This is a genomic window from Pantoea phytostimulans (assembly GCF_046118715.1).
Lineage (GTDB): Bacteria > Pseudomonadota > Gammaproteobacteria > Enterobacterales > Enterobacteriaceae > Pantoea > Pantoea phytostimulans.
Genome location: NZ_CP173698.1, coordinates 2341342 through 2360779 on the forward strand (window position 1 = coordinate 2341342; position 19438 = coordinate 2360779).

Here is a 19438-nt window from a genome sequence, read left to right on the forward strand (position 1 = left end):
GTGACGTCATGTTTCGAGCAGTGTTCTTATGAGCTGAAGGCTGGCTTTTTGCGGGGTTGAAGTTTTAAAACGTAGCAAGCGCAGGCGATTTGCCTGCGCTTGAGAAACAGCAGTTAAATTAGAAGCTCGTTATGCTCTGACTTGCCAATTGGAAGGCGATGAACCACATGATCGTGCCCACCAGCAGGTTGATAATGCGCTGAGCGCGTGCGGTGCGCAGCAGCGGAGAAAGCCAGGCCGCTAACAACGCCAATCCAAAGAACCACAGAATAGAGGCGCTAATGGTGCCGAACGCGAACCATTGTCGTGCTGATTCTGATGCAAACTGACTGCCTAAACTGCCCAATACCACAAAGGTGTCCAGATAAACATGCGGATTAAGCCATGTAACCGCCAGCACGGTGGCAATGATGCGCCAACGGCTCTGCTTGATGGCTGTCTCCTCTGATAACGTCACATCGCCGCTAAAGGCCGTACGTAACGCTCCCCAGCCATACCACAGCAAAAACGCGACGCCAGCCCAAGTAATTAGCATGAGCAGCAGTGGCGATTGGCTCAGTAATGCGTTTCCGCCGAAAATCCCGGCACAAATGAGCGCGATATCGCTCAACGTGCAAAGGGCTGCTGTCATAAAGTGATATTGGCGCTTAACACCCTGATTCATGACGAAAGCATTTTGGGGGCCAAGCGGCAGAATAAGTGCTGCGCCAAGCGCAACCCCTTGAAAAAATACAGATAACACAGGGAGATATCCTTACATCGGTGCGATGCAAAGGATTATAGTGACGCGAGATGATTAGTGGAAATTGAAAAATTTAATGTTTGATTAGATAAATTAATGGGCGGCATCGCACCGCCCATTGTGTCATTAAATGTTCGTTTGCACGGGTTGTTCCGCTTTGGCGGGTTCAGCCGATTCTGCTGCGTCGGCTTGCTTGGTGTGATGGAAATGCACATCCATCTGCGGGTACGGAATACCGATACCTTTTGCATCCAGTGCGCGTTTAAAGTTCTTCAGCAGGTCCCAGTAAACATCCTGCAGATCACCGCTGTTGCTCCAGCAGCGCACCACAAAGTTAAGTGATGATGCAGCAAGCTCATTCAAGCCAATCTGGATGCCCTTGTCTTTCAAGACGCGATCGTCAGCTTCAACCACTTCCTTCAATAGCGCGATCACTTCATCCACATCCGCGTCGTACGCTACACCAATGATGAACTCATTCCGACGAACCGGTTCACGTGAAAAGTTAACAATGTTGCCACTGATAATTTTGCCGTTTGGCACCACAACCATCTTGCCATCAGCACTTCTCAGCGTAGTAGAGAAGATCTGCACATTCAGTACGGTACCCATTACGCCGCCGAGATCGACAAACTCGCCAGTACGGAACGGACGGAAGGTTACCAGCAGCACGCCAGCCGCGAGATTCGAAAGCGAACCCTGCAATGCCAAACCTACGGCTAAACCGGCAGCACCCAGTACGGCAATGACGGAGGCGGTTTGCACCCCAACGCGCCCCAGCGCAGCAATCACGGTAAAGGCGATTACGCCATAGCGCACCAGCGCAGAAAGAAAGTCCGCTACGGTTGCATCAATGTGACGTGCCAGCAGCAGGCGATTCACCCCATTAGATATAATGCGGGCGATGATCATCCCGACGATAATAATGGCAATTGCCGCCACAATATTGACTGCATAGCTCAGAAGCAGCGCCTGGTTACGTACCAGCCAGCTACCTGCAGTGTTGATACCATTGACGACGTTTAAGTCTTCCATTAGTAAGCCCTGTTGTTAATTCCCGTCGGGAAAGCACAAAAACTGCCAGATGTAATCCGACACCCGTGATCAAGGGTAATCAATTATCCAGCGAAGCGCCAAACAGCAGAGGAATTAAGTGAAATTTCCAGAATAACGGGCATAAAAAAAGGCCCTTTCGGGCCTTTTTTGTACTGTAACGTAGAATTAATTACAGTACGTCAACTGCGTTGAGCTCTTTGAATGCTTGCTCAAGACGCACCACCATGGATGCCTGAGCAGAGCGCAGCCATACGCGTGGGTCGTAGTATTTCTTGTTCGGCTTGTCAGCACCTTCTGGATTACCCAGCTGCGCTTGCAGATAGCCTTCGTTCTTTTTGTAGTACTGCAGGATGCCGTCCCAGGTTGCCCATTGGGTGTCGGTATCGATGTTCATCTTGATCACGCCGTAGCCGATAGACTCTTCGATTTCTGCAGCAGATGAACCTGAACCACCGTGGAAAACGAAGTCCAGTGCGTTATGCGCCAGGCCATGTTTCTTGGTCACGAATTCCTGAGAATCACGCAGGATGGTTGGCGTCAGCTTCACGTTACCTGGCTTATAAACGCCGTGAACGTTACCGAATGACGCAGCGATAGTGAAACGTGGGCTGATGGCATTCAGTTTTTCGTAAGCGTAGTTAACGTCTTCTGGCTGGGTGTAGAGTGCAGATGCGTCCATATGGCTGTTGTCGACGCCATCTTCTTCACCGCCGGTGCAGCCCAGTTCGATCTCCAGCGTCATATCCAGTTTGGCCATACGCTCAAGATATTTGCTGCAAATTTCGATGTTTTCTTCCAGTGATTCTTCAGACAGGTCGATCATGTGTGAAGAGAACAGCGGCTTACCGGTTTTCTTGAAGTGCTCTTCGCCAGCGTCCAGCAGGCCGTCGATCCACGGCAGCAGTTTCTTCGCACAGTGGTCGGTATGCAGAATAACAGGCACGCCATACTGCTCAGCCATCAGGTGAACATGATAGGCACCGGCGATAGCGCCGAAAATTGCCGCGCCCTGTGGCTTGTCGGTTTTGAAACCTTTACCGGCGATAAATGCAGCACCGCCGTTAGAGAACTGAACGATAACGGGCGCTTTCGCTTTCGCTGCCGCTTCCAGAACCGCGTTGATAGAATCGGTGCCGACGCAGTTTACCGCTGGCAGGGCGAATTTATTCTCTTTCGCCACTTTGAAGATCTTCTGTACGTCGTCACCAGTGACTACGCCGGGTTTAACGAAATCAAAAATTTTAGACATGATTGTGTCCTGTTTCGTGATCGTGCTTCCCCTTAAACGGGGTACGATTTAAACGCCCAATCGGGCAAGTCTTCAGGCGACGCCATCTGGCATCGCCCCCAAAGGATTACTGCTTCGCACGCTCTTCCAACATGGCAACCGCTGGCAATTTTTTGCCTTCGACGAATTCCAGGAACGCGCCGCCGCCGGTTGAGATGTAGGAAATTTTGTCTTCAATGCCGAACAGGTCGATTGCCGCTAAGGTATCGCCGCCGCCTGCAACAGAGAAAGCTTCGCTGTCTGCAATGGCGTTGGCAACGATTTCGGTGCCTTTACGGAAGTTCGGGAATTCGAACACACCCACCGGGCCGTTCCACAGGATGGTTTTCGCATCTTTCAGAATGGCAGCCATCGCCTGTGCAGTTTCGTCGCCGAAGTCCATAATCTCTTCGTTATCCGCCACTTCGGAAACCTTTTTCACGGTAGACGGGGCAGTTTCAGAGAATTCTGTGCCAACGCGAGAATCAGTTGGAACCGGAATACCGTACTGATCGCGCAGCTCTTTTGCTGCGGCTACAAAGTCTGGCTCGTACAGCGATTTACCGACGTTGTTGTCGATTGCGACGAAGGTGTTAGCGATACCGCCGCCGACGATAACCTTGTCAGCGATTTTAACCAGTGACTGCAACACGTCGAATTTGGTCGATACTTTTGACCCACCCACGACTGCGACCAGCGGACGCTGCGGGTTGTTCATCACTTTACCCAAGGCTTCCAGCTCGGCAGAAAGCAGCGGGCCTGCACATGCGATAGGCGCGAATTTACCTACGCCGTGGGTTGAAGCTTGTGCACGGTGCGCAGTACCGAAAGCGTCCATCACGAATACGTCGCACAGTGCAGCGTATTTTTTAGACAGTGCTTCGTCATCTTTCTTTTCGCCTTTGTTAAAGCGAACGTTTTCCAGAACCACCAGCTCACCTGCGCCGACTTCAACGCCTTCAAGGTATTCTTTAGCCAGGGTAACGTTGGTGCCGCTCAGCTTATCTTTCAGATAGTTAACGACCGGCAGCAGAGAGAACTCTTCGTTGTATTCACCTTCGGTCGGACGACCCAGGTGAGAGGTAACCATCACTTTCGCGCCCTGTTTCAACGCCGCTTCGATGGTAGGCAGAGAAGCACGGATACGTGCATCAGACGTCACTTTCCCTTCTTTCACTGGTACGTTGAGATCGGCACGGATCAGAACGCGTTTGCCAGCAAGATCCAGATCGGTCATCTTAATTACAGACATGGTGAATCCTCTCGTTGATTCTCGTAAGTTTTGCCAGACGCAGACCGCGTCTTACCTGAAACCGCTTGCGGCCATTGCTAACGTCGTGTCGAGCATTCGGTTAGCAAAGCCCCATTCGTTGTCACACCAAACCAAGGTCTTGATCAGGTGCTGACCGCTGACCCGCGTTTGCGTACCGTCCACAATGGCACTGTGCGGATCATGGTTAAAATCGACTGAGACTAACGGTAATTCTGTATAGTCAACTATACCACGAAATGCACCCTCTGCCGCGCTTTGCAACAAAGCGTTAACTTCACACGCCTTTACGCCCTGACGCACAGAAACACTGAGATCAATGGCTGTCACGTTGATGGTCGGCACACGCACCGCTATCGCTTCAAAGCGGTCGTTGAATTTCGGAAAAATACGGGTAATGCCAGCCGCTAAACGCGTATCCACCGGAATGATTGACTGACTTGCCGCACGCGTGCGGCGCAGGTCGCTGTGATAAGCATCAATCACCTGTTGATCGTGCATCGCCGAGTGAATTGTCGTTACTGTGCCAGATTCGATGCCAAAGGCGTCATCCAGCAGCTTGATCACGGGGATAATGCAGTTCGTGGTACAGGATGCATTGGACACGATGCGGTCAGAATGTTTAAGAGCCTGTTCGTTAACACCGAACACCACTGTTGCGTCGAGGTCGTTGCCACCCGGATGGGAGAACAAGACTTTTTTCGCACCCGCTTGCAGATGTGCTTCACCATCCGCACGTGATCCGTAAACGCCAGTACAATCCAGCACCACATCCACGTTCAGTTCGCGCCACGGCAACCCCCTCAGTTCAGCCTGATGCAAGATGCGAATGGTGTCATCACCCACCCACAACAGATCGCGCTCCTGACGCACATCAAACGCGAAACGACCGTGGCTGGTGTCGTACTTTAGCAAATGCGCCATGCCGACAGCTTCTGCCAGCTCGTTGATCGCCACCACGGTGATTTCAGCACGTCGCCCTGTTTCATACAGTGCGCGCAATACGTTGCGTCCAATACGGCCAAAACCATTTATAGCTACCCGGACGGTCATCTTTCTCCTGCCAAATCTGACTGAAAAAACGTGCCGTTAGCCTGAGCGTTCTCCTGCGTTTTGTACAGGAGATTATTACCCGGCATCGTCCGAAACTGGATTATCTGGAGCAATAACTGAAACGGTTCAGCGAGGATAAGGGAAGGAAGGAATAACAGGAATGATTGTGATCAATTACGCTGCTTATATTTGGATCTGCGTCACAAATATGCATAAAAAACGATTATTACTGTAGGAATAAAGCGTCAAAAAAGGGACGAATGTGCTCGTCCCTTATAAACAGGCTAAACAGCGCGGCTGCGCTGCTTTAGTATCCCGTTACGCTAACAGCGCTTTGGCTTTTGCCACGACGTTGTCGACGGTAAAACCAAACAGTTCAAACAGCTGGTCAGCCGGAGCGGATTCGCCGAAGCTGGTCATACCGATGATTGCGCCGTTCAGACCGGTGTATTTAAACCAGTAATCTGCAATGCCCGCTTCGATTGCTACGCGTGCGCTGACGGCTTTTGGCAGCACAGACTCACGGTATTCATCGCTCTGCTTGTCGAATGCATCGGTAGATGGCATAGACACGACGCGCACTTTACGGCCTTCGCTGGTCAGCTTGTCGTAAGCAGCTACGGCCAGCTCAACTTCTGAACCGGTGGCGATCAGGATCAACTCAGGCGTGCCTGCAGAATCCTTGAGCACGTAACCACCACGCGCTACGTTTGCCAGCTGCTCAGCGGTACGTTCCTGCTGTGCAAGGTTCTGACGCGAGAAGATCAGCGCGCTTGGGCCGTCTTTACGCTCAATGGCATATTTCCATGCCACTGCAGATTCAACCTGGTCACATGGACGCCACAAGCTCATGTTTGGCGTGGTACGCAGGCTCGCCATTTGCTCAACCGGCTGGTGCGTTGGGCCATCTTCGCCCAGACCGATAGAGTCATGGGTATAAACCATGATCTGACGGATCTTCATCAGCGCCGCCATACGCGCCGCGTTACGCGCATATTCAACGAACATCAGGAAGGTTGCGGTGTAAGGCAGGAAACCACCGTGCAGCGCCAGACCGTTAGCAATTGCGGTCATACCAAATTCGCGCACGCCGTAGTGAATGTAGTTACCGGCTGCATCTTCATTGATTGGCTTGGATCCAGACCAAATAGTCAGGTTACTTGGCGCCAGGTCAGCGGAACCGCCTAAATATTCTGGCAGAATCTTACCGAAAGCTTCGATAGCATTCTGTGACGCTTTGCGGCTGGCGATTTTGGCTGGATTAGCCTGCAGCTGCTCAACAAATTTCTGCGACTCTTCCTGCCAGTTAGCAGGCAGTTCGTTGCTTACGCGACGCTTGAATTCAGCCGCCAGCTCTGGGTTTTCTTTAGCATAGGCCGCAAACTTCTCGTTCCAGGTTGCTTCTTTCGCCTGGCCAACTTCTTTCGCATCCCATTCAGCATAGATTTCTGAAGGAATAACGAACGGCGCATGTTCCCAGCCCAGCTGTTTGCGGGTCAGTGCGATTTCGTCGTCGCCCAGCGGTGCGCCGTGTGAATCGTGCGTACCGGCTTTGTTTGGAGAACCGAAACCGATCACGGTTTTGCACATCAGCAGTGAAGGCTTGTCGCTAACCGCTTTCGCTTCTTCGATGGCTTGAGCAATTGCATCTGCGTTATGACCATCAACGCCGCGCACCACGTGCCAGCCATACGCTTCGAAGCGCTTAGCGGTGTCATCGGTGAACCAGCCATCAATGTGACCATCAATAGAAATGCCGTTGTCATCATAGAAGGCAACCAGCTTGCCTAATTTCAGCGTACCCGCCAGCGAGCAAACTTCGTGTGAGATGCCTTCCATCATGCAACCATCGCCCATGAATACGTAGGTATTGTGATCTACGATGTCATGGCCTGGACGGTTGAACTGCGCTGCCAGCGTACGCTCGGCAATGGCGAAGCCTACTGCGTTAGCGATGCCCTGGCCCAGCGGACCGGTGGTGGTTTCAACGCCAACGGTGTAGCCGTATTCCGGATGACCTGGAGTTTTAGAATGCAGCTGACGGAAGTTTTCCAGCTCGCTCATCGGCAGATCATAGCCGGAAAGGTGCAGCAAGCTGTAAATCAGCATGGAGCCATGACCGTTAGAGAGGACAAAACGGTCGCGATCGGCCCACAGTGGGTTAGTTGGGTTGTGATTCAGGTAGCCACGCCACAGTACTTCGGCGATATCCGCCATGCCCATTGGGGCACCCGGATGTCCCGATTTAGCTTTCTGTACTGCATCCATACTTAATGCGCGAATGGCGTTGGCGAGCTCTTTACGAGAGGGCATTTTCTACTCCAGGTCGGATTAATGCTTAGCGTCTTAACTTATTGTAATTAATCAGTTATCAAGCGAAGCAAGGAAAAAGTTGCACATCAATGTACATGAAACTAAGGGCAAAAGTACATGCTGCAAATGGCTAAATGTCTCCGCTTCGTCTGGCTTTCTCAGCGTAGTCTGCTAGCAAAGTGTGAGACACCGCGTTATAAAAAACACCTTTAAATACCTGCCTATGTTTCAGGTGTTTGTTTTTCTTACCTTGTTACCAAAAGGACGATGGAATGAAAATCCAAAAAACGGCTGTAGCTCTTGGAATTGCAGTGCTGCTGAGTAGCTGCGCCGGGTTTGACAATAATGCGCTACTGCAATCTGGTGCGCAGGCGTATCAGGCTTACACGCTGAGCGATGATCAGGTGAAACAGCTGAGCAATCAATCTTGTGAACAGATGGATAAAGAGAACCAGATTGCGCCTGCCAACAGTGAATATCAGCAGCGTTTAAATAAGATTGCCGCCGCACTCGGTGACAACATCAATGGCGTTCCTGCCAATTACAAGGTTTATCAAACCAAAGACGTTAACGCATGGGCAATGGCCAACGGCTGTATCCGTGTTTACAGCGGCTTGATGGATATGATGACCGATAATGAAGTAGAAGGTGTACTCGGCCACGAAATGGGTCACGTTGCCTTGGGCCATACGCGCAAAGCGATGCAGGTTGCTTACGGCACTACCGCTGCGCGCACTGCAGCCGCGTCGGTGGGTGGCGTAATCGGTTCGCTTTCGCAATCTCAGTTAGGCGAGTTGGGTGAGAAACTGGTTAACGCGCAATTCTCGCAGACGCAAGAATCGCAGGCTGATGATTACTCCTATGACTTGATGAAGAAACGCAACATCGATCCAAATGGATTGGTCACCAGTTTTGAGAAATTAGCGAAGCTAGAGGAAGGACGCCAAAGCACAATGTTTGATTCGCATCCTGCCTCTGAAGAGCGTGCGGAGCATATTCGCGATCGTATCGCGGCAGACAGTAAGTAGTTTTCTGTTTGAGATAGTGCGTGCTGTCCTCTATCCCGGCCTTCCCCCGCCAAGCGGAGCAAGGAGACGCTGCCAAAAACAGCTTCAATGCTTACATAAAGCAGCGTCTTCCTCCTCCCTATATGGGAGAGGACCGAAGCGGGGAAAAGTCAGCACAATGCCGTTTCGAAAGGAGATGCTGCCAAAAACAGCTTCAATGCTTACATAAAGCAGCGTCTTCCTCCTCCCTTTATGGGAGAGGACCGAAGCGGGGAAAAGTTAGCACAATGCCGTTTCGAAAGGAGACGCTGCCAAAAACAGCTTAAACGCTTACATAAAGCAGCGTCTTCCTCCTCCATTTATGGGGGAGGACCGAGGTGGGGGAAAGCCAGCACATACTCATTAAAGCCCGCTTTTGACTAACGTTTAAACAGTTGATCAACCATCGTTCCTAAATCCAGTTGCTTATCATGCAATGTCTGTTCATCCATCTGCCCTTGTGGCGACATCTTATCAATTAACTGCGGCAGCAGCGCGGCTAACGTGCCGGATGCACCTTGCACATCAGTGCCCAGCTTATCTGCCAGCGACTGCAATTCACCTTGTCCAAACGCAGACTGGATATCGTTCCCACCCACTGGCTGATTATTCCCAGTACCGATCCATGAACCCAGCACTTCACCCAAACCGCCTTGCTGAAATTTATGCAGCAGCACTTCTATACCGCCCTGCTCCTGCACCCAATTCCAGATCGCCTGCAACTGCCCAAGCTTGTTGCCCTGCCCTTGTCCGTTCCCCAGCGATCCAACCAATTCGTCAAGAAAACTCATAACTGCCTCCAGAGATTAATCTTCCGCCAGTAAGTCTAGTTGCTGATCACCTGTCACGCTGCTGACATCCATCCCCGAGCAGTTATTTAAGTTTCGCTTAAATTGAGTCGATGAAGTAACTGCAGTAGCCCACACTCGGAACGCAAATGAAAACGGTCATCACTTTTGGTACTTTCGATGTATTACATATTGGGCATATCAATATATTACAACGTGCTAAATCGCAGGGTGACAGGCTAATTGTTGGCATTTCATCGGATGCTTTAAATTTCGCGAAGAAAAATCGTTATCCGGTTTATCCAGAACAGGAAAGAAAAGCGATCATTGCATCGATAGGTTGTGTGGATGAGGTGTTTATAGAAGAATCCCTCGAGCTTAAAGCGGAATACATTAAGAAGTACGCGGCGCATACCCTTGTCATGGGCAATGATTGGGAAGGGAAATTCGACAACTATAAAACTATATGCGAAGTGGTTTACCTGCCGAGAACGGAAAATATATCTACCACGCAAATCATTACGCAAATTAGAAAATACGCTTAATTCATCCCTTCTATTCTTAGATAGATGTCATTATTCTCACTACGCATTATTGGCTGATTAAAACTAAATTCCTCTCTTAAAGCTGCCAGCCATTGTTACCGGATATATGAATACCTGATAGAGGCTTATTAATAACCCTATCAACCCTTGCCGGGGTCAACACCGCCGGCAAGGGACTTTACGCCAAATCAGCCTTTGTTCGCTGCTTGAACATGCAGCATATCCAGCGCCAGGGTAGCCGCAGCCAGCGCAGTCAAATCAGCGTGATCGTAACCCGGCGCGACTTCAACCAAATCCATCCCGACGATATTCATACCTTGCAGGCCGCGAATCAGCTTGGTCGCTTTATCAGTGGTTAATCCACCAATTACCGGCGTGCCGGTGCCAGGCGCATGCGCCGGATCCAGACAGTCGATATCAAAGGTGAGATAAACCGGCAGATCGCCAACAGTGCGTTTCACTTCCGCCAGGATGTCGTCCACGCTGCGATCGTTAACCTGCGCCGCATCCAACACGTTAAAGCCCAGGCTCTTATCAAATTCGGTACGAATGCCGATTTGCACCGAGTGCTGCGGATCGATCAAACCTTCTTTCGGCGCGGTGAAAAACATTGTGCCGTGATCAAAAGTTGGGCCATTGGAATAGGTATCGGTGTGTGCATCAAAATGCACCAATGCCATCTTGCCGAAATGCTTCGCATGGGCACGCAGCAGCGGCAGCGTGACGTAATGGTCGCCACCAAAAGTCATCATGCGCTTGCCGTTTGCCAGCAGTTTTTCGGCGTGTGCCTGCAGCTTGTCTGAGAGATCCTGTGAATCACCAAAGGCGTAAACCAGATCGCCGCAATCCACGACATTTAAACGCTGACGCAGATCGAAATCCCACGGCCAGCGGCAGCCTTCCCACGCCAGGTTGGTTGAGATCTGACGAATCGCGCCCGGTCCAAGACGGCTTCCCGGACGGCCCGACGTTGCGGCATCAAAAGGAACGCCAGTGATGACCCATTCAGCATCGCTTTCGTAGGGTTGAAAGTTGATCGGGAAACGCATGAAACCGAAGGCGTTAGAGACCAGGGAGTTATCGTACTGATTGCCCAGGGTGTTATACATAAATCGTCCTCTATATATCCGTGAGTCGGGCCAAGCCCGCATGCAGCTTAAGGTATAGATGAAAAAAATCCCCTCCGCGTCGTTAAACCCGACGAGGAAGGGATAGGTATTAGCTAGATTATCGACGTAGAGAAAACAGGCTGCAACGGGATTTTCATCCTGTGCAGCACTACTATTACTCGTCTTCTAAATAGGTATAGCCGTAAAGGCCGCTTTCGAACTCTTGCAGGAATTGTTCGCGCAGCTCCTCATCCAGTTCAGTTTCAGTAACCTGATTACGGAACAGCGTCATCAGCTCGTTGGGATCAAGCTGAACGTAGCGCAACATATCCGCAACGGTATCGCCTTCGTCAGAAAGCTGCACTTCAACGTCGCCATTTGGACGCGCATAGACATCAACCGCTTCGGTATCACCAAACAGGTTGTGCATGTTGCCCAAAATTTCCTGATAAGCACCCACCATAAAGAAGCCCAGCATAGGCGGATTATCAACGTCGTATTCCGGCATCGGCATGGTGGTAGCAATGCCGTCGCCATCAACGTAGTGATCGATAGTGCCGTCGGAATCACAGGTAATGTCGAGCAGCACCGCACGGCGCTCCGGCTTCTTGTTCAGCCCTTCCAGCGGAAGCACCGGGAATAGCTGATCGATACCCCATGCATCCGGCATCGACTGGAACAGCGAGAAGTTGACGTACATTTTGTCCGCCATGCGCTCTTGCAGTTCGTCGATAATCGGACGGTGTGCGCGATTACTTGGGTCAAGATGCTGCTGAATGTAATGACAAATGCTGAGATAAAGCTGTTCAGCCCATGAACGCTGTTTAAGATCGTAAGTGCCGGATGAGTAACCGGTGTGGATATCAAACAGATCCATCTGGCTGTCATGCAGCCATTCACGTAGCGAGCGACGCGTGCTCGGCTCGTGCATCTCTTGCCAGGTTTCCCACATGCTCAGAATCGGGCGCGGCGCATCTGCTGCTGGCGTTTCAGGCTCGCTGAACTCGTTGCGTTCGACACCGATGATATTCGACACCAGCACCGTGTGATGCGCTGTGACGGCACGACCCGATTCGGTGATCACCGTTGGATGTTCCAAACCGTGTTCGTCGCACGCATCGCCAATCGCCCAAATCACGTTGTTGGCGTATTCGTTCAGGCCATAGTTCACTGAACAATCTGACTGCGAACGCGTGCCTTCATAATCGACGCCCAAACCACCGCCGACGTCAAAGCACTTAATGTTGACGCCCAACTTCGCCAGCTCAACATAGAAACGCGCCGATTCACGCACGCCGGTCGCGATATCGCGAATATTCGACATCTGTGAACCGAGATGGAAATGCAGCAGCTGCAGGCTGTCGATACGACCTGCGTTACGCATGATCTCAACCAGTTTCAGCACCTGGGTTGCCGACAGACCAAACTTCGATTTTTCACCGCCGCTCGACTGCCATTTACCGGAACCCTGAGACGCCAGTCGTGCGCGGATGCCCAGACGCGGAACCACGTTCAGACGCTCCGCTTCCTCCAGCACCAGACGCACTTCGGTCATTTTCTCGAGCACCAGATAAACTTTGTGCCCCATCTTTTCGCCAATCAGTGCCAGACGAATATATTCACGATCTTTATAGCCGTTACAGACGATCACGGAACGGGTTTGACCCGCATGTGCCAGCACCGCCATCAGCTCCGCTTTGGATCCCGCTTCCAGTCCCAGCGGTTCGCCGGAGTGGATCAGCGACTCAATGACGCGTTTGTGCTGGTTAACTTTGATCGGATAAACCAGAAAGTAATCGCCCTTGTAACCGTAAGATTCACGCGCGCGTTTAAAGGCGGCGTTAATTGAACGCAGGCGATGCTGCAGAATCTGCGGGAAACAGAACAGCGCGGGCAGGCGTTGGCCTTGCGCTTCGCGCTCTTTCACCAGGTTGGCTAAATCGACGCGTACGTCCGGCAGATCCGGATCCGGGCACACACTGATATGGCCCAGTTCGTTGACGTCGTAATAGTTATTGCCCCACCAGGCGATGTTATAAGTACGCAGCATTTTGCTGGCATCTTGATCGTTCATTGCTACCTCCTGCATTGAGCGGAGTGCACCTTGTTCGCCAGCTGACGAACCCTTGATATTCTTCATGTCGTCAGACATCACGAACCTCAATTTTCCGTTGAAAGATGAAACTGTTAATCGGCTTAACTGCCGCTAAGTTAGAAATTCGTTGCCACATGTGACGCAATGTCCTGTTCACCTGACGTTGCCGTCAGCGCGATTAACGCATGAAAGTAAGTGTAAAACACCTTGGCCTGTCCGTTTAAATAGAAAACGTTTAAAAGAGAAACGTATAAAAAGGACCACGGATAACGTGCGTCGTTCATCTGCATAAGCACAGAGAAGGAACAAAAACGTAAGGATAGCAGTACAGATTAACGGGTACTCGTGTCGGTAGAATGACCGCTACGAACACAATGTCGGCAGGACACTGAAAATGATGGGAAACAGGAGAAAGCCAGCGCGGCGCAACAGCGCAGAGAACCGAAAGGAAAGAAAGCGTGGTTCATTACTTGAATCACCTCCACATATGCCAAAGACACATGGAAAACAACCTGGGTGAACGCCAGAAGCCTCACTGTTCTGACGGGCGCGACGCGTGGTGACGTCATCCTTTTTGCTGCCTAAAAGCAGCGGCGTTTTATACAGTTTGTGGTCAAAAATAGCAAAAAGATTATTTGGTTATTGCGTGTACTGTCAGGAAAATCTTCCAGTTTTGCCGTTGCGTAAAATGCTGAAACAGAAAAAGGGCTGGTAATTCGCGCATTCTGTAACCTAAAATAGACGTCCAGATGGTTTTCCATCTAAACAGGTTAAACTCCAGGCGATGTTAGCCTGATGTGCTGATACTTCCTAAACTGCTCGCGGCTTTGCCTGAAGGGGCGTTAAGTCAGGTTCAGCCTCACTTACGCTATGCAGTCGAATTCAAACCATTTGTAAGGTAAAGAACAGAATGGCTAAACACCTTTTTACGTCCGAGTCTGTATCAGAAGGACATCCTGATAAAATCGCTGACCAAATTTCTGATGCCGTACTTGATGCGATCCTCGAGCAGGATCCTAAAGCGCGCGTGGCCTGCGAAACTTACGTTAAAACCGGTATGGTTCTGGTTGGGGGTGAAATCACTACCAGCGCCTGGGTTGATATCGAAGAGATCACCCGTAACACCGTTCGTGAAATCGGCTATGTTCATTCCGATATGGGCTTTGATGCCAACTCTTGCGCCGTTTTAAGCGCGATTGGCAAGCAATCACCTGATATCAACCAAGGCGTTGATCGCACCGATCCGCTGGAACAAGGCGCGGGCGATCAGGGCTTGATGTTTGGCTACGCAACCAACGAAACTGACGTGCTGATGCCTGCGCCAGTGACTTATGCACACCGTTTGGTGCAGCGTCAGGCTGAAGTCCGTAAAAATGGTTCACTGCCGTGGTTGCGTCCAGATGCGAAAAGCCAGGTCACTTTCCAGTACGATGACGGCAAAATCGTCGGTATCGATGCTGTTGTCCTGTCAACTCAGCACGCTGAAGATGTTAGCCAGCAAGATCTGAAAGAAGCGGTAATGGAAGAGATCATCAAACCGGTTCTGCCAGCAGAATGGCTGAATGCTTCAACCAAATATCACATCAACCCAACGGGTCGTTTCGTTATCGGTGGCCCAATGGGCGACTGTGGCCTGACGGGTCGTAAAATCATCGTTGATACCTACGGCGGCATGGCACGTCATGGCGGCGGTGCGTTCTCAGGTAAAGATCCATCAAAAGTTGACCGTTCAGCGGCTTATGCTGCGCGCTATGTGGCTAAAAACATCGTGGCTGCGGGTTTGGCGGATCGTTGTGAAATCCAGGTTTCTTACGCAATTGGCGTCGCTGAACCGACCTCCATCATGGTTGAAACGTTTGGTACCGAGAAAATCTCTACCGAACAGCTGACTTTGCTGGTGCGTGAGTTCTTCGACCTGCGTCCATACGGTTTGATTCAGATGCTGGATCTGCTGCACCCGATCTACAAAGAGACCGCAGCTTATGGTCACTTTGGTCGTGAGCACTTCCCATGGGAAAAAACAGACAAAGCTGCTCAACTGCGCGACGCTGCGGGCCTGTAATTTTTCTCTCGGGTCCCATCCGAAAACCCTGTTGATGAAGCAGGGTTTTTTTATTGCCTGTTTTTTGCTAACCGATCGCCTTCTCATCCCTAACGCTACAAAGTTACGAGTCAAAAAAACGGATTACGCTGCTTTCAAATCTCTTCAGACAGCTTTTTTCGTTATCTCAACTACACTTCTTTCGCCAATCCTGACAACAAAATGTTAACGATTACAATTTGAAACGCTTTAGTTATCTGCAATTTAGGAATTAAACGGCGTAGTTATTGTAATAAAAATGCGTTATTTTCAGCGTCATCTGATTGCCGATAATAAGAGCATTGTCAGAAACTTAAAGAGTGCTATACCTCTCTGGTTACTTGACCTTTCCGGGTTATAAATGCTGAATTTCAGGGTTTCAGCTTGTGTAAGCGATTACACTGATGTGATCGCCCTCACTTTTTTCCGGCAAAAGGTTTTTTAACATTGATAAAAACAACGATGGATAAACTTGGAGGCAACAATGCCTGGCAATACACAAAAAAGCAGAACTTCAAATAAGGCGATGACCTTATTTGTCTGCTTTCTGGCGGCTCTCGCTGGCCTGCTGTTCGGTCTGGATATCGGCGTTATTGCCGGTGCACTGCCGTTTATCGCTAAAGACTTTAACGTTACGGCACACCAACAAGAGTGGATCGTCAGTTCCATGATGTTTGGTGCGGCTGTGGGTGCTATTGGTAGCGGCTGGATGTCTTCGCGTCTGGGCCGTAAGAAAAGCCTGATGGCGGGTGCGATTCTGTTCGTTATCGGTTCTTTGTGGTCGGCAATGTCGCCGAACCCTGAAATGCTGATTTGGGCACGCGTGCTGCTGGGCCTGGCGGTGGGCATCGCTTCTTACACTGCCCCGCTTTATCTTTCCGAAATTGCGCCAGAAAAGATTCGCGGCAGTATGATCTCGCTGTACCAGCTGATGATTACCATTGGTATTCTTGGCGCGTATTTGTCTGATACCGCATTCAGCTTTACCGGCAACTGGCGTTGGATGCTGGGTGTAATCACCATTCCAGCCCTGCTGCTGCTGATCGGCGTTTTCTTCCTGCCAAACAGCCCGCGCTGGCTAGCGGCTAAAGGTAACTTCCGCGATGCGCAGCGTGTACTGGATCGTCTGCGTGACACCAGCGAGCAAGCAAAGCGTGAACTGGATGAAATCCGTGAAAGCCTGAAAATCAAGCAATCTGGCTGGGGTCTGTTTAAAGAAAACAGCAACTTCCGTCGTGCGGTGTTCCTCGGCATTCTGTTACAGGTGATGCAACAGTTCACCGGTATGAACGTCATCATGTATTACGCACCGAAAATCTTTGAGATTGCGGGTTTTTCTAACACCACTGAGCAGATGTGGGGCACAGTGATTGTGGGTCTGGTCAATGTGCTGGCGACCTTCATCGCGATTGGTCTGGTGGATCGTTGGGGCCGTAAGCCAACGCTGATTCTGGGCTTCATGGTGATGGCGGCAGGCATGGGCATTTTGGGTACGATGCTGCATATTGGCATTGATTCTCAGGGCGCGCAGTACTTCGCCATTGGCATGCTGCTGATGTTTATCGTTGGTTTTGCAATGTCTGCCGGTCCGCTGATCTGGGTACTGTGTTCTGAAATTCAACCGCTGAAAGGCCGCGATTTCGGTATCACCGTGTCCACCACCACCAACTGGATTGCGAACATGATTGTGGGCGCTACCTTCCTCACGATGCTGAACACCTTGGGCAACGCGTCGACCTTCTGGGTCTATGCCCTGCTGAACCTGTTCTTCATCCTGCTGACGGTAATGCTGATTCCGGAGACCAAGAACATCTCGCTGGAACACATCGAACGCAACCTGATGAAAGGCAAAAAGCTGCGTGATATTGGTTCTCAGAACTAATTAGCAAGCAACAACGGCGGGAAAGTCCCGCCGTTTTCTTTTCCAATATTGAGTTCCCGCCCGCGCCCGCTTATTCTTGGCCCCATGAAAACACCTCGTCTTCCCATCGCGCTACAGCAAGCCGTGATGCGCTCGCTGCGCCACTCGCTTGAGTTGGCTAATCAAAAATTAGCGCGCAGCTATCCCGAACCCAAACTGATTTATCAACAGCGTGGAACCGCAGCTGGCACCGCCTGGCTAGAAAAGTGGGAAATCCGTCTCAATCCCGTTTTGCTGTTAGAGAATCAACAAGCTTTTATTGATGAAGTGGTGCCGCATGAGCTGGCTCATCTGCTGGTGTGGAAACATTTTGGTCGCGTTGCGCCCCATGGCAAAGAGTGGAAATGGATGATGGAAAGCGTGCTTGGCGTGCCTGCCCAGCGTACTCACCGCTTTGAGGTGGAATCGGTGCGCAGTCGCACCTTCAACTACCGCTGTCAGTGCCAGCAGCATCATCTCACTGTGCGTCGTCATAATCGCGTCGTGCGTGGAGAAAGCGAATATCGCTGCGTGAGCTGCGGCAGTCTGTTAAAGCCAGGCGACTATTTGCCATCCTGACCAGGATTCTCATTCCGCGTGATTCCTCATTCTGTTACCCTGCCGCCCTTTTTTGGCTCTACGTAGATTGTTGGAATATGTCTCGCAAAATTATTGTTGCTGTTTCGCTGTTATTTGCCCCGTTTGTTGCCAGCGCCCTAAGCCTGAATAACTATCATCAAAACAACTTCCAGCAGGCCAAAGCCTATGCGGCGCAAATCAATGCTGATGCGCCAGGAACGTTTTACTGTGGCTGTAAAATCAACTGGCAGGGGAAAAAAGGCGTCCCCGATCTCAACAGCTGTGGCTACAAGGTTCGTAAAAATGCGAATCGCGCCAAGCGGATTGAATGGGAACACGTCATGCCAGCGTGGGAGTTTGGTCATCAGCGCCAGTGTTGGCAAAACGGTGGACGCAAGAATTGCAGTAAAGATGCTGAATATCGCCGAATCGAAACCGATCTGCATAACCTGCAACCTGCGGTGGGTGAAGTAAATGGTGATCGCGGGAATCTGGCATACAGCCAATGGAACGGCGGTGAGCAGCCTTATGGACAATGCGGTATGAAAGTCGATTTCAAAAATAAGATTGCCGAGCCGCCAGCGCGCGCGCGGGGGGCTATTGCGCGGACCTATTTCTATATGCGCGATCAATATCATCTGCGCCTTTCTCGTCAGCAAACCCAGCTATTTACCGTATGGAACAAGCTTTATCCCGTTACGCCATGGGAGTGTGAACGTGACAAACGCATCGCTCGCATACAGGGTAATCACAATCCTTATGTGCAGCAGGCTTGCCAGCGCTAAAATCCCTGCCCTAAACTAGTTGTTTCTTCTATTCCGCCGCGTAATACAGCGCGGCGTTCAGTTCTCAGGAACCTTATGCGCATACCTCGCATTTATCAGGCCGAACCGCTTAGTGTAGGCAGTGAAATTACGCTGGATGAAGACGCATCCAATCATGTAGGCCGCGTGCTGCGCATGACCAGCGGTCAACGCCTTGAACTGTTTGATGGCACTAATCTGACTTTTGCAGCAGAGATCACGCATGTTGATAAAAAGCGTGTAAAAGTAACTGTTTTAGAGAGCCAACCCGATGATCGTGAATCACCGCTGTTTATGCATTTGGGCCAGGTGATGTCACGCGGTGAAAAGATGGAATTCACCATTCAGAAATCGATTGAGCTCGGCGTTAATGTCATCACGCCCTTGTTTTCCGAACGCTGCGGCGTAAAGCTGGATGCTGAAAGGCTGGCGAAGAAGATTCAGCAGTGGCAGAAAATTGCGATTGCGGCTTGCGAGCAGTGTGGTCGCAACCGCGTGCCGGAAATTCGCGAAGCCATGACGCTGGAAGCCTGGTGTGCAGAAGCAGACGAAGGATTGAAACTTAACCTTCATCCACGCGCCAGCCACAGCATCAACACGTTGCCGCAACCGGTTAAGCGAGTACGCTTGTTGATTGGCCCAGAAGGCGGCCTTTCCGCAGAAGAGATCGCAATGACAGCGCAACACGATTTTACTGACATTCTGCTCGGCCCACGGGTGTTACGCACCGAAACAACCGCGCTGACGGCCATTACGGCACTTCAGGTGAGGTTTGGTGACCTGGGTTAAGCG

16 protein-coding genes are annotated in these 19438 nt (G+C 50.9%); 7 read left to right on the top strand and 9 right to left on the bottom strand.

The window, feature by feature from the left end; genetic code table 11:
- Positions 1-118: 118 nt before the first annotated feature.
- The 6 genes from argO to tkt form a co-directional block, all read right to left on the bottom strand.
- A complete protein-coding gene (gene argO / locus ACF2G4_RS10875) occupies positions 119-742 on the bottom strand; it encodes an arginine exporter ArgO (protein WP_409074813.1) in 624 nt (207 codons plus the stop codon).
- A gap of 126 nt (positions 743-868) precedes the next feature.
- Complete coding sequence (gene mscS / locus ACF2G4_RS10880; RefSeq protein WP_409074814.1) at positions 869-1777, bottom strand: small-conductance mechanosensitive channel MscS; 909 nt, start codon at positions 1775-1777, stop codon at positions 869-871.
- Positions 1778-1967: 190 nt separating this feature from the next.
- On the bottom strand, positions 1968-3047 hold the full coding sequence (fbaA, locus tag ACF2G4_RS10885; protein WP_243079021.1) for a class II fructose-bisphosphate aldolase: 1080 nt from the start codon (positions 3045-3047) through the stop codon (positions 1968-1970).
- Between the two features lie 106 nt (positions 3048-3153).
- Positions 3154-4317, bottom strand: a complete 1164-nt coding sequence (gene pgk, locus ACF2G4_RS10890) for a phosphoglycerate kinase (protein ID WP_215845669.1) — start codon at positions 4315-4317, stop codon at positions 3154-3156.
- Positions 4318-4368: 51 nt separating this feature from the next.
- Complete coding sequence (epd, locus tag ACF2G4_RS10895) at positions 4369-5388, bottom strand: erythrose-4-phosphate dehydrogenase (RefSeq protein ID WP_409074815.1); 1020 nt, start codon at positions 5386-5388, stop codon at positions 4369-4371.
- A gap of 318 nt (positions 5389-5706) precedes the next feature.
- Positions 5707-7701, bottom strand: coding sequence for a transketolase (gene tkt / locus ACF2G4_RS10900; RefSeq protein WP_215845667.1), 1995 nt, complete (start codon positions 7699-7701; stop codon positions 5707-5709).
- Positions 7702-7973: 272 nt separating this feature from the next.
- Between tkt and ACF2G4_RS10905 the strand changes: the two genes are divergently transcribed.
- Positions 7974-8729, top strand: a complete 756-nt coding sequence (locus ACF2G4_RS10905) for a M48 family metallopeptidase (protein WP_332624874.1) — start codon at positions 7974-7976, stop codon at positions 8727-8729.
- A gap of 398 nt (positions 8730-9127) precedes the next feature.
- Here the strand turns inward: ACF2G4_RS10905 and ACF2G4_RS10910 are convergent, their stop codons facing one another.
- Positions 9128-9538 (bottom strand): YidB family protein, encoded by a 411-nt coding sequence (locus ACF2G4_RS10910; RefSeq protein ID WP_215845665.1) that lies wholly within the window; start codon positions 9536-9538, stop codon positions 9128-9130.
- Positions 9539-9684: 146 nt separating this feature from the next.
- On the opposite strand from ACF2G4_RS10910, the gene ACF2G4_RS10915 reads away from it, so the two are divergent.
- Positions 9685-10080, top strand: a complete 396-nt coding sequence (locus ACF2G4_RS10915) for a pantoate--beta-alanine ligase (protein WP_243079019.1) — start codon at positions 9685-9687, stop codon at positions 10078-10080.
- Positions 10081-10268: 188 nt separating this feature from the next.
- Here the strand turns inward: ACF2G4_RS10915 and speB are convergent, their stop codons facing one another.
- Together speB and speA are read right to left on the bottom strand one after the other, a co-directional pair.
- Positions 10269-11189 carry an agmatinase gene (speB, locus tag ACF2G4_RS10920; RefSeq protein ID WP_243079018.1) on the bottom strand — a complete coding sequence of 307 codons (921 nt, stop codon included), beginning with the start codon at positions 11187-11189 and terminating at the stop codon, positions 10269-10271.
- Positions 11190-11364: 175 nt separating this feature from the next.
- Positions 11365-13341 carry a biosynthetic arginine decarboxylase gene (gene speA, locus ACF2G4_RS10925; protein WP_215845662.1) on the bottom strand — a complete coding sequence of 659 codons (1977 nt, stop codon included), beginning with the start codon at positions 13339-13341 and terminating at the stop codon, positions 11365-11367.
- Positions 13342-14194: 853 nt separating this feature from the next.
- On the opposite strand from speA, the gene metK reads away from it, so the two are divergent.
- From metK to rsmE, 5 genes are all read left to right on the top strand, one after another.
- Positions 14195-15346, top strand: coding sequence for a methionine adenosyltransferase (gene metK, locus ACF2G4_RS10930; RefSeq protein WP_215845661.1), 1152 nt, complete (start codon positions 14195-14197; stop codon positions 15344-15346).
- 502 nt (positions 15347-15848) lie between these two features.
- Positions 15849-17246: a sugar porter family MFS transporter gene (locus tag ACF2G4_RS10935; protein WP_243079007.1), complete on the top strand. Its 1398-nt coding sequence runs from the start codon at positions 15849-15851 to the stop codon at positions 17244-17246.
- A gap of 84 nt (positions 17247-17330) precedes the next feature.
- Positions 17331-17843, top strand: a complete 513-nt coding sequence (locus tag ACF2G4_RS10940) for a SprT family zinc-dependent metalloprotease (protein ID WP_215845659.1) — start codon at positions 17331-17333, stop codon at positions 17841-17843.
- Between the two features lie 77 nt (positions 17844-17920).
- Positions 17921-18628 carry a deoxyribonuclease I gene (gene endA, locus ACF2G4_RS10945; protein ID WP_243079006.1) on the top strand — a complete coding sequence of 236 codons (708 nt, stop codon included), beginning with the start codon at positions 17921-17923 and terminating at the stop codon, positions 18626-18628.
- Between the two features lie 75 nt (positions 18629-18703).
- Positions 18704-19435, top strand: coding sequence for a 16S rRNA (uracil(1498)-N(3))-methyltransferase (gene rsmE, locus ACF2G4_RS10950; RefSeq protein ID WP_215845658.1), 732 nt, complete (start codon positions 18704-18706; stop codon positions 19433-19435).
- The last annotated feature ends 3 nt before the right edge of the window (positions 19436-19438 follow it).

Coding starts and splice junctions, on each gene's coding strand:
- mscS (WP_409074814.1), bottom strand. CDS start 1,777: ATGGAAGACTTAAACGTCGTCAATGGTATCAACACTGCAGGTAGCTGG.
- fbaA (WP_243079021.1), bottom strand. CDS start 3,047: ATGTCTAAAATTTTTGATTTCGTTAAACCCGGCGTAGTCACTGGTGAC.
- pgk (WP_215845669.1), bottom strand. CDS start 4,317: ATGTCTGTAATTAAGATGACCGATCTGGATCTTGCTGGCAAACGCGTT.
- epd (WP_409074815.1), bottom strand. CDS start 5,388: ATGACCGTCCGGGTAGCTATAAATGGTTTTGGCCGTATTGGACGCAAC.
- tkt (WP_215845667.1), bottom strand. CDS start 7,701: ATGCCCTCTCGTAAAGAGCTCGCCAACGCCATTCGCGCATTAAGTATG.
- ACF2G4_RS10905 (WP_332624874.1), top strand. CDS start 7,974: ATGAAAATCCAAAAAACGGCTGTAGCTCTTGGAATTGCAGTGCTGCTG.
- ACF2G4_RS10910 (WP_215845665.1), bottom strand. CDS start 9,538: ATGAGTTTTCTTGACGAATTGGTTGGATCGCTGGGGAACGGACAAGGG.
- ACF2G4_RS10915 (WP_243079019.1), top strand. CDS start 9,685: ATGAAAACGGTCATCACTTTTGGTACTTTCGATGTATTACATATTGGG.
- speB (WP_243079018.1), bottom strand. CDS start 11,189: ATGTATAACACCCTGGGCAATCAGTACGATAACTCCCTGGTCTCTAAC.
- speA (WP_215845662.1), bottom strand. CDS start 13,341: ATGTCTGACGACATGAAGAATATCAAGGGTTCGTCAGCTGGCGAACAA.
- metK (WP_215845661.1), top strand. CDS start 14,195: ATGGCTAAACACCTTTTTACGTCCGAGTCTGTATCAGAAGGACATCCT.
- ACF2G4_RS10935 (WP_243079007.1), top strand. CDS start 15,849: ATGCCTGGCAATACACAAAAAAGCAGAACTTCAAATAAGGCGATGACC.
- ACF2G4_RS10940 (WP_215845659.1), top strand. CDS start 17,331: ATGAAAACACCTCGTCTTCCCATCGCGCTACAGCAAGCCGTGATGCGC.
- endA (WP_243079006.1), top strand. CDS start 17,921: ATGTCTCGCAAAATTATTGTTGCTGTTTCGCTGTTATTTGCCCCGTTT.
- rsmE (WP_215845658.1), top strand. CDS start 18,704: ATGCGCATACCTCGCATTTATCAGGCCGAACCGCTTAGTGTAGGCAGT.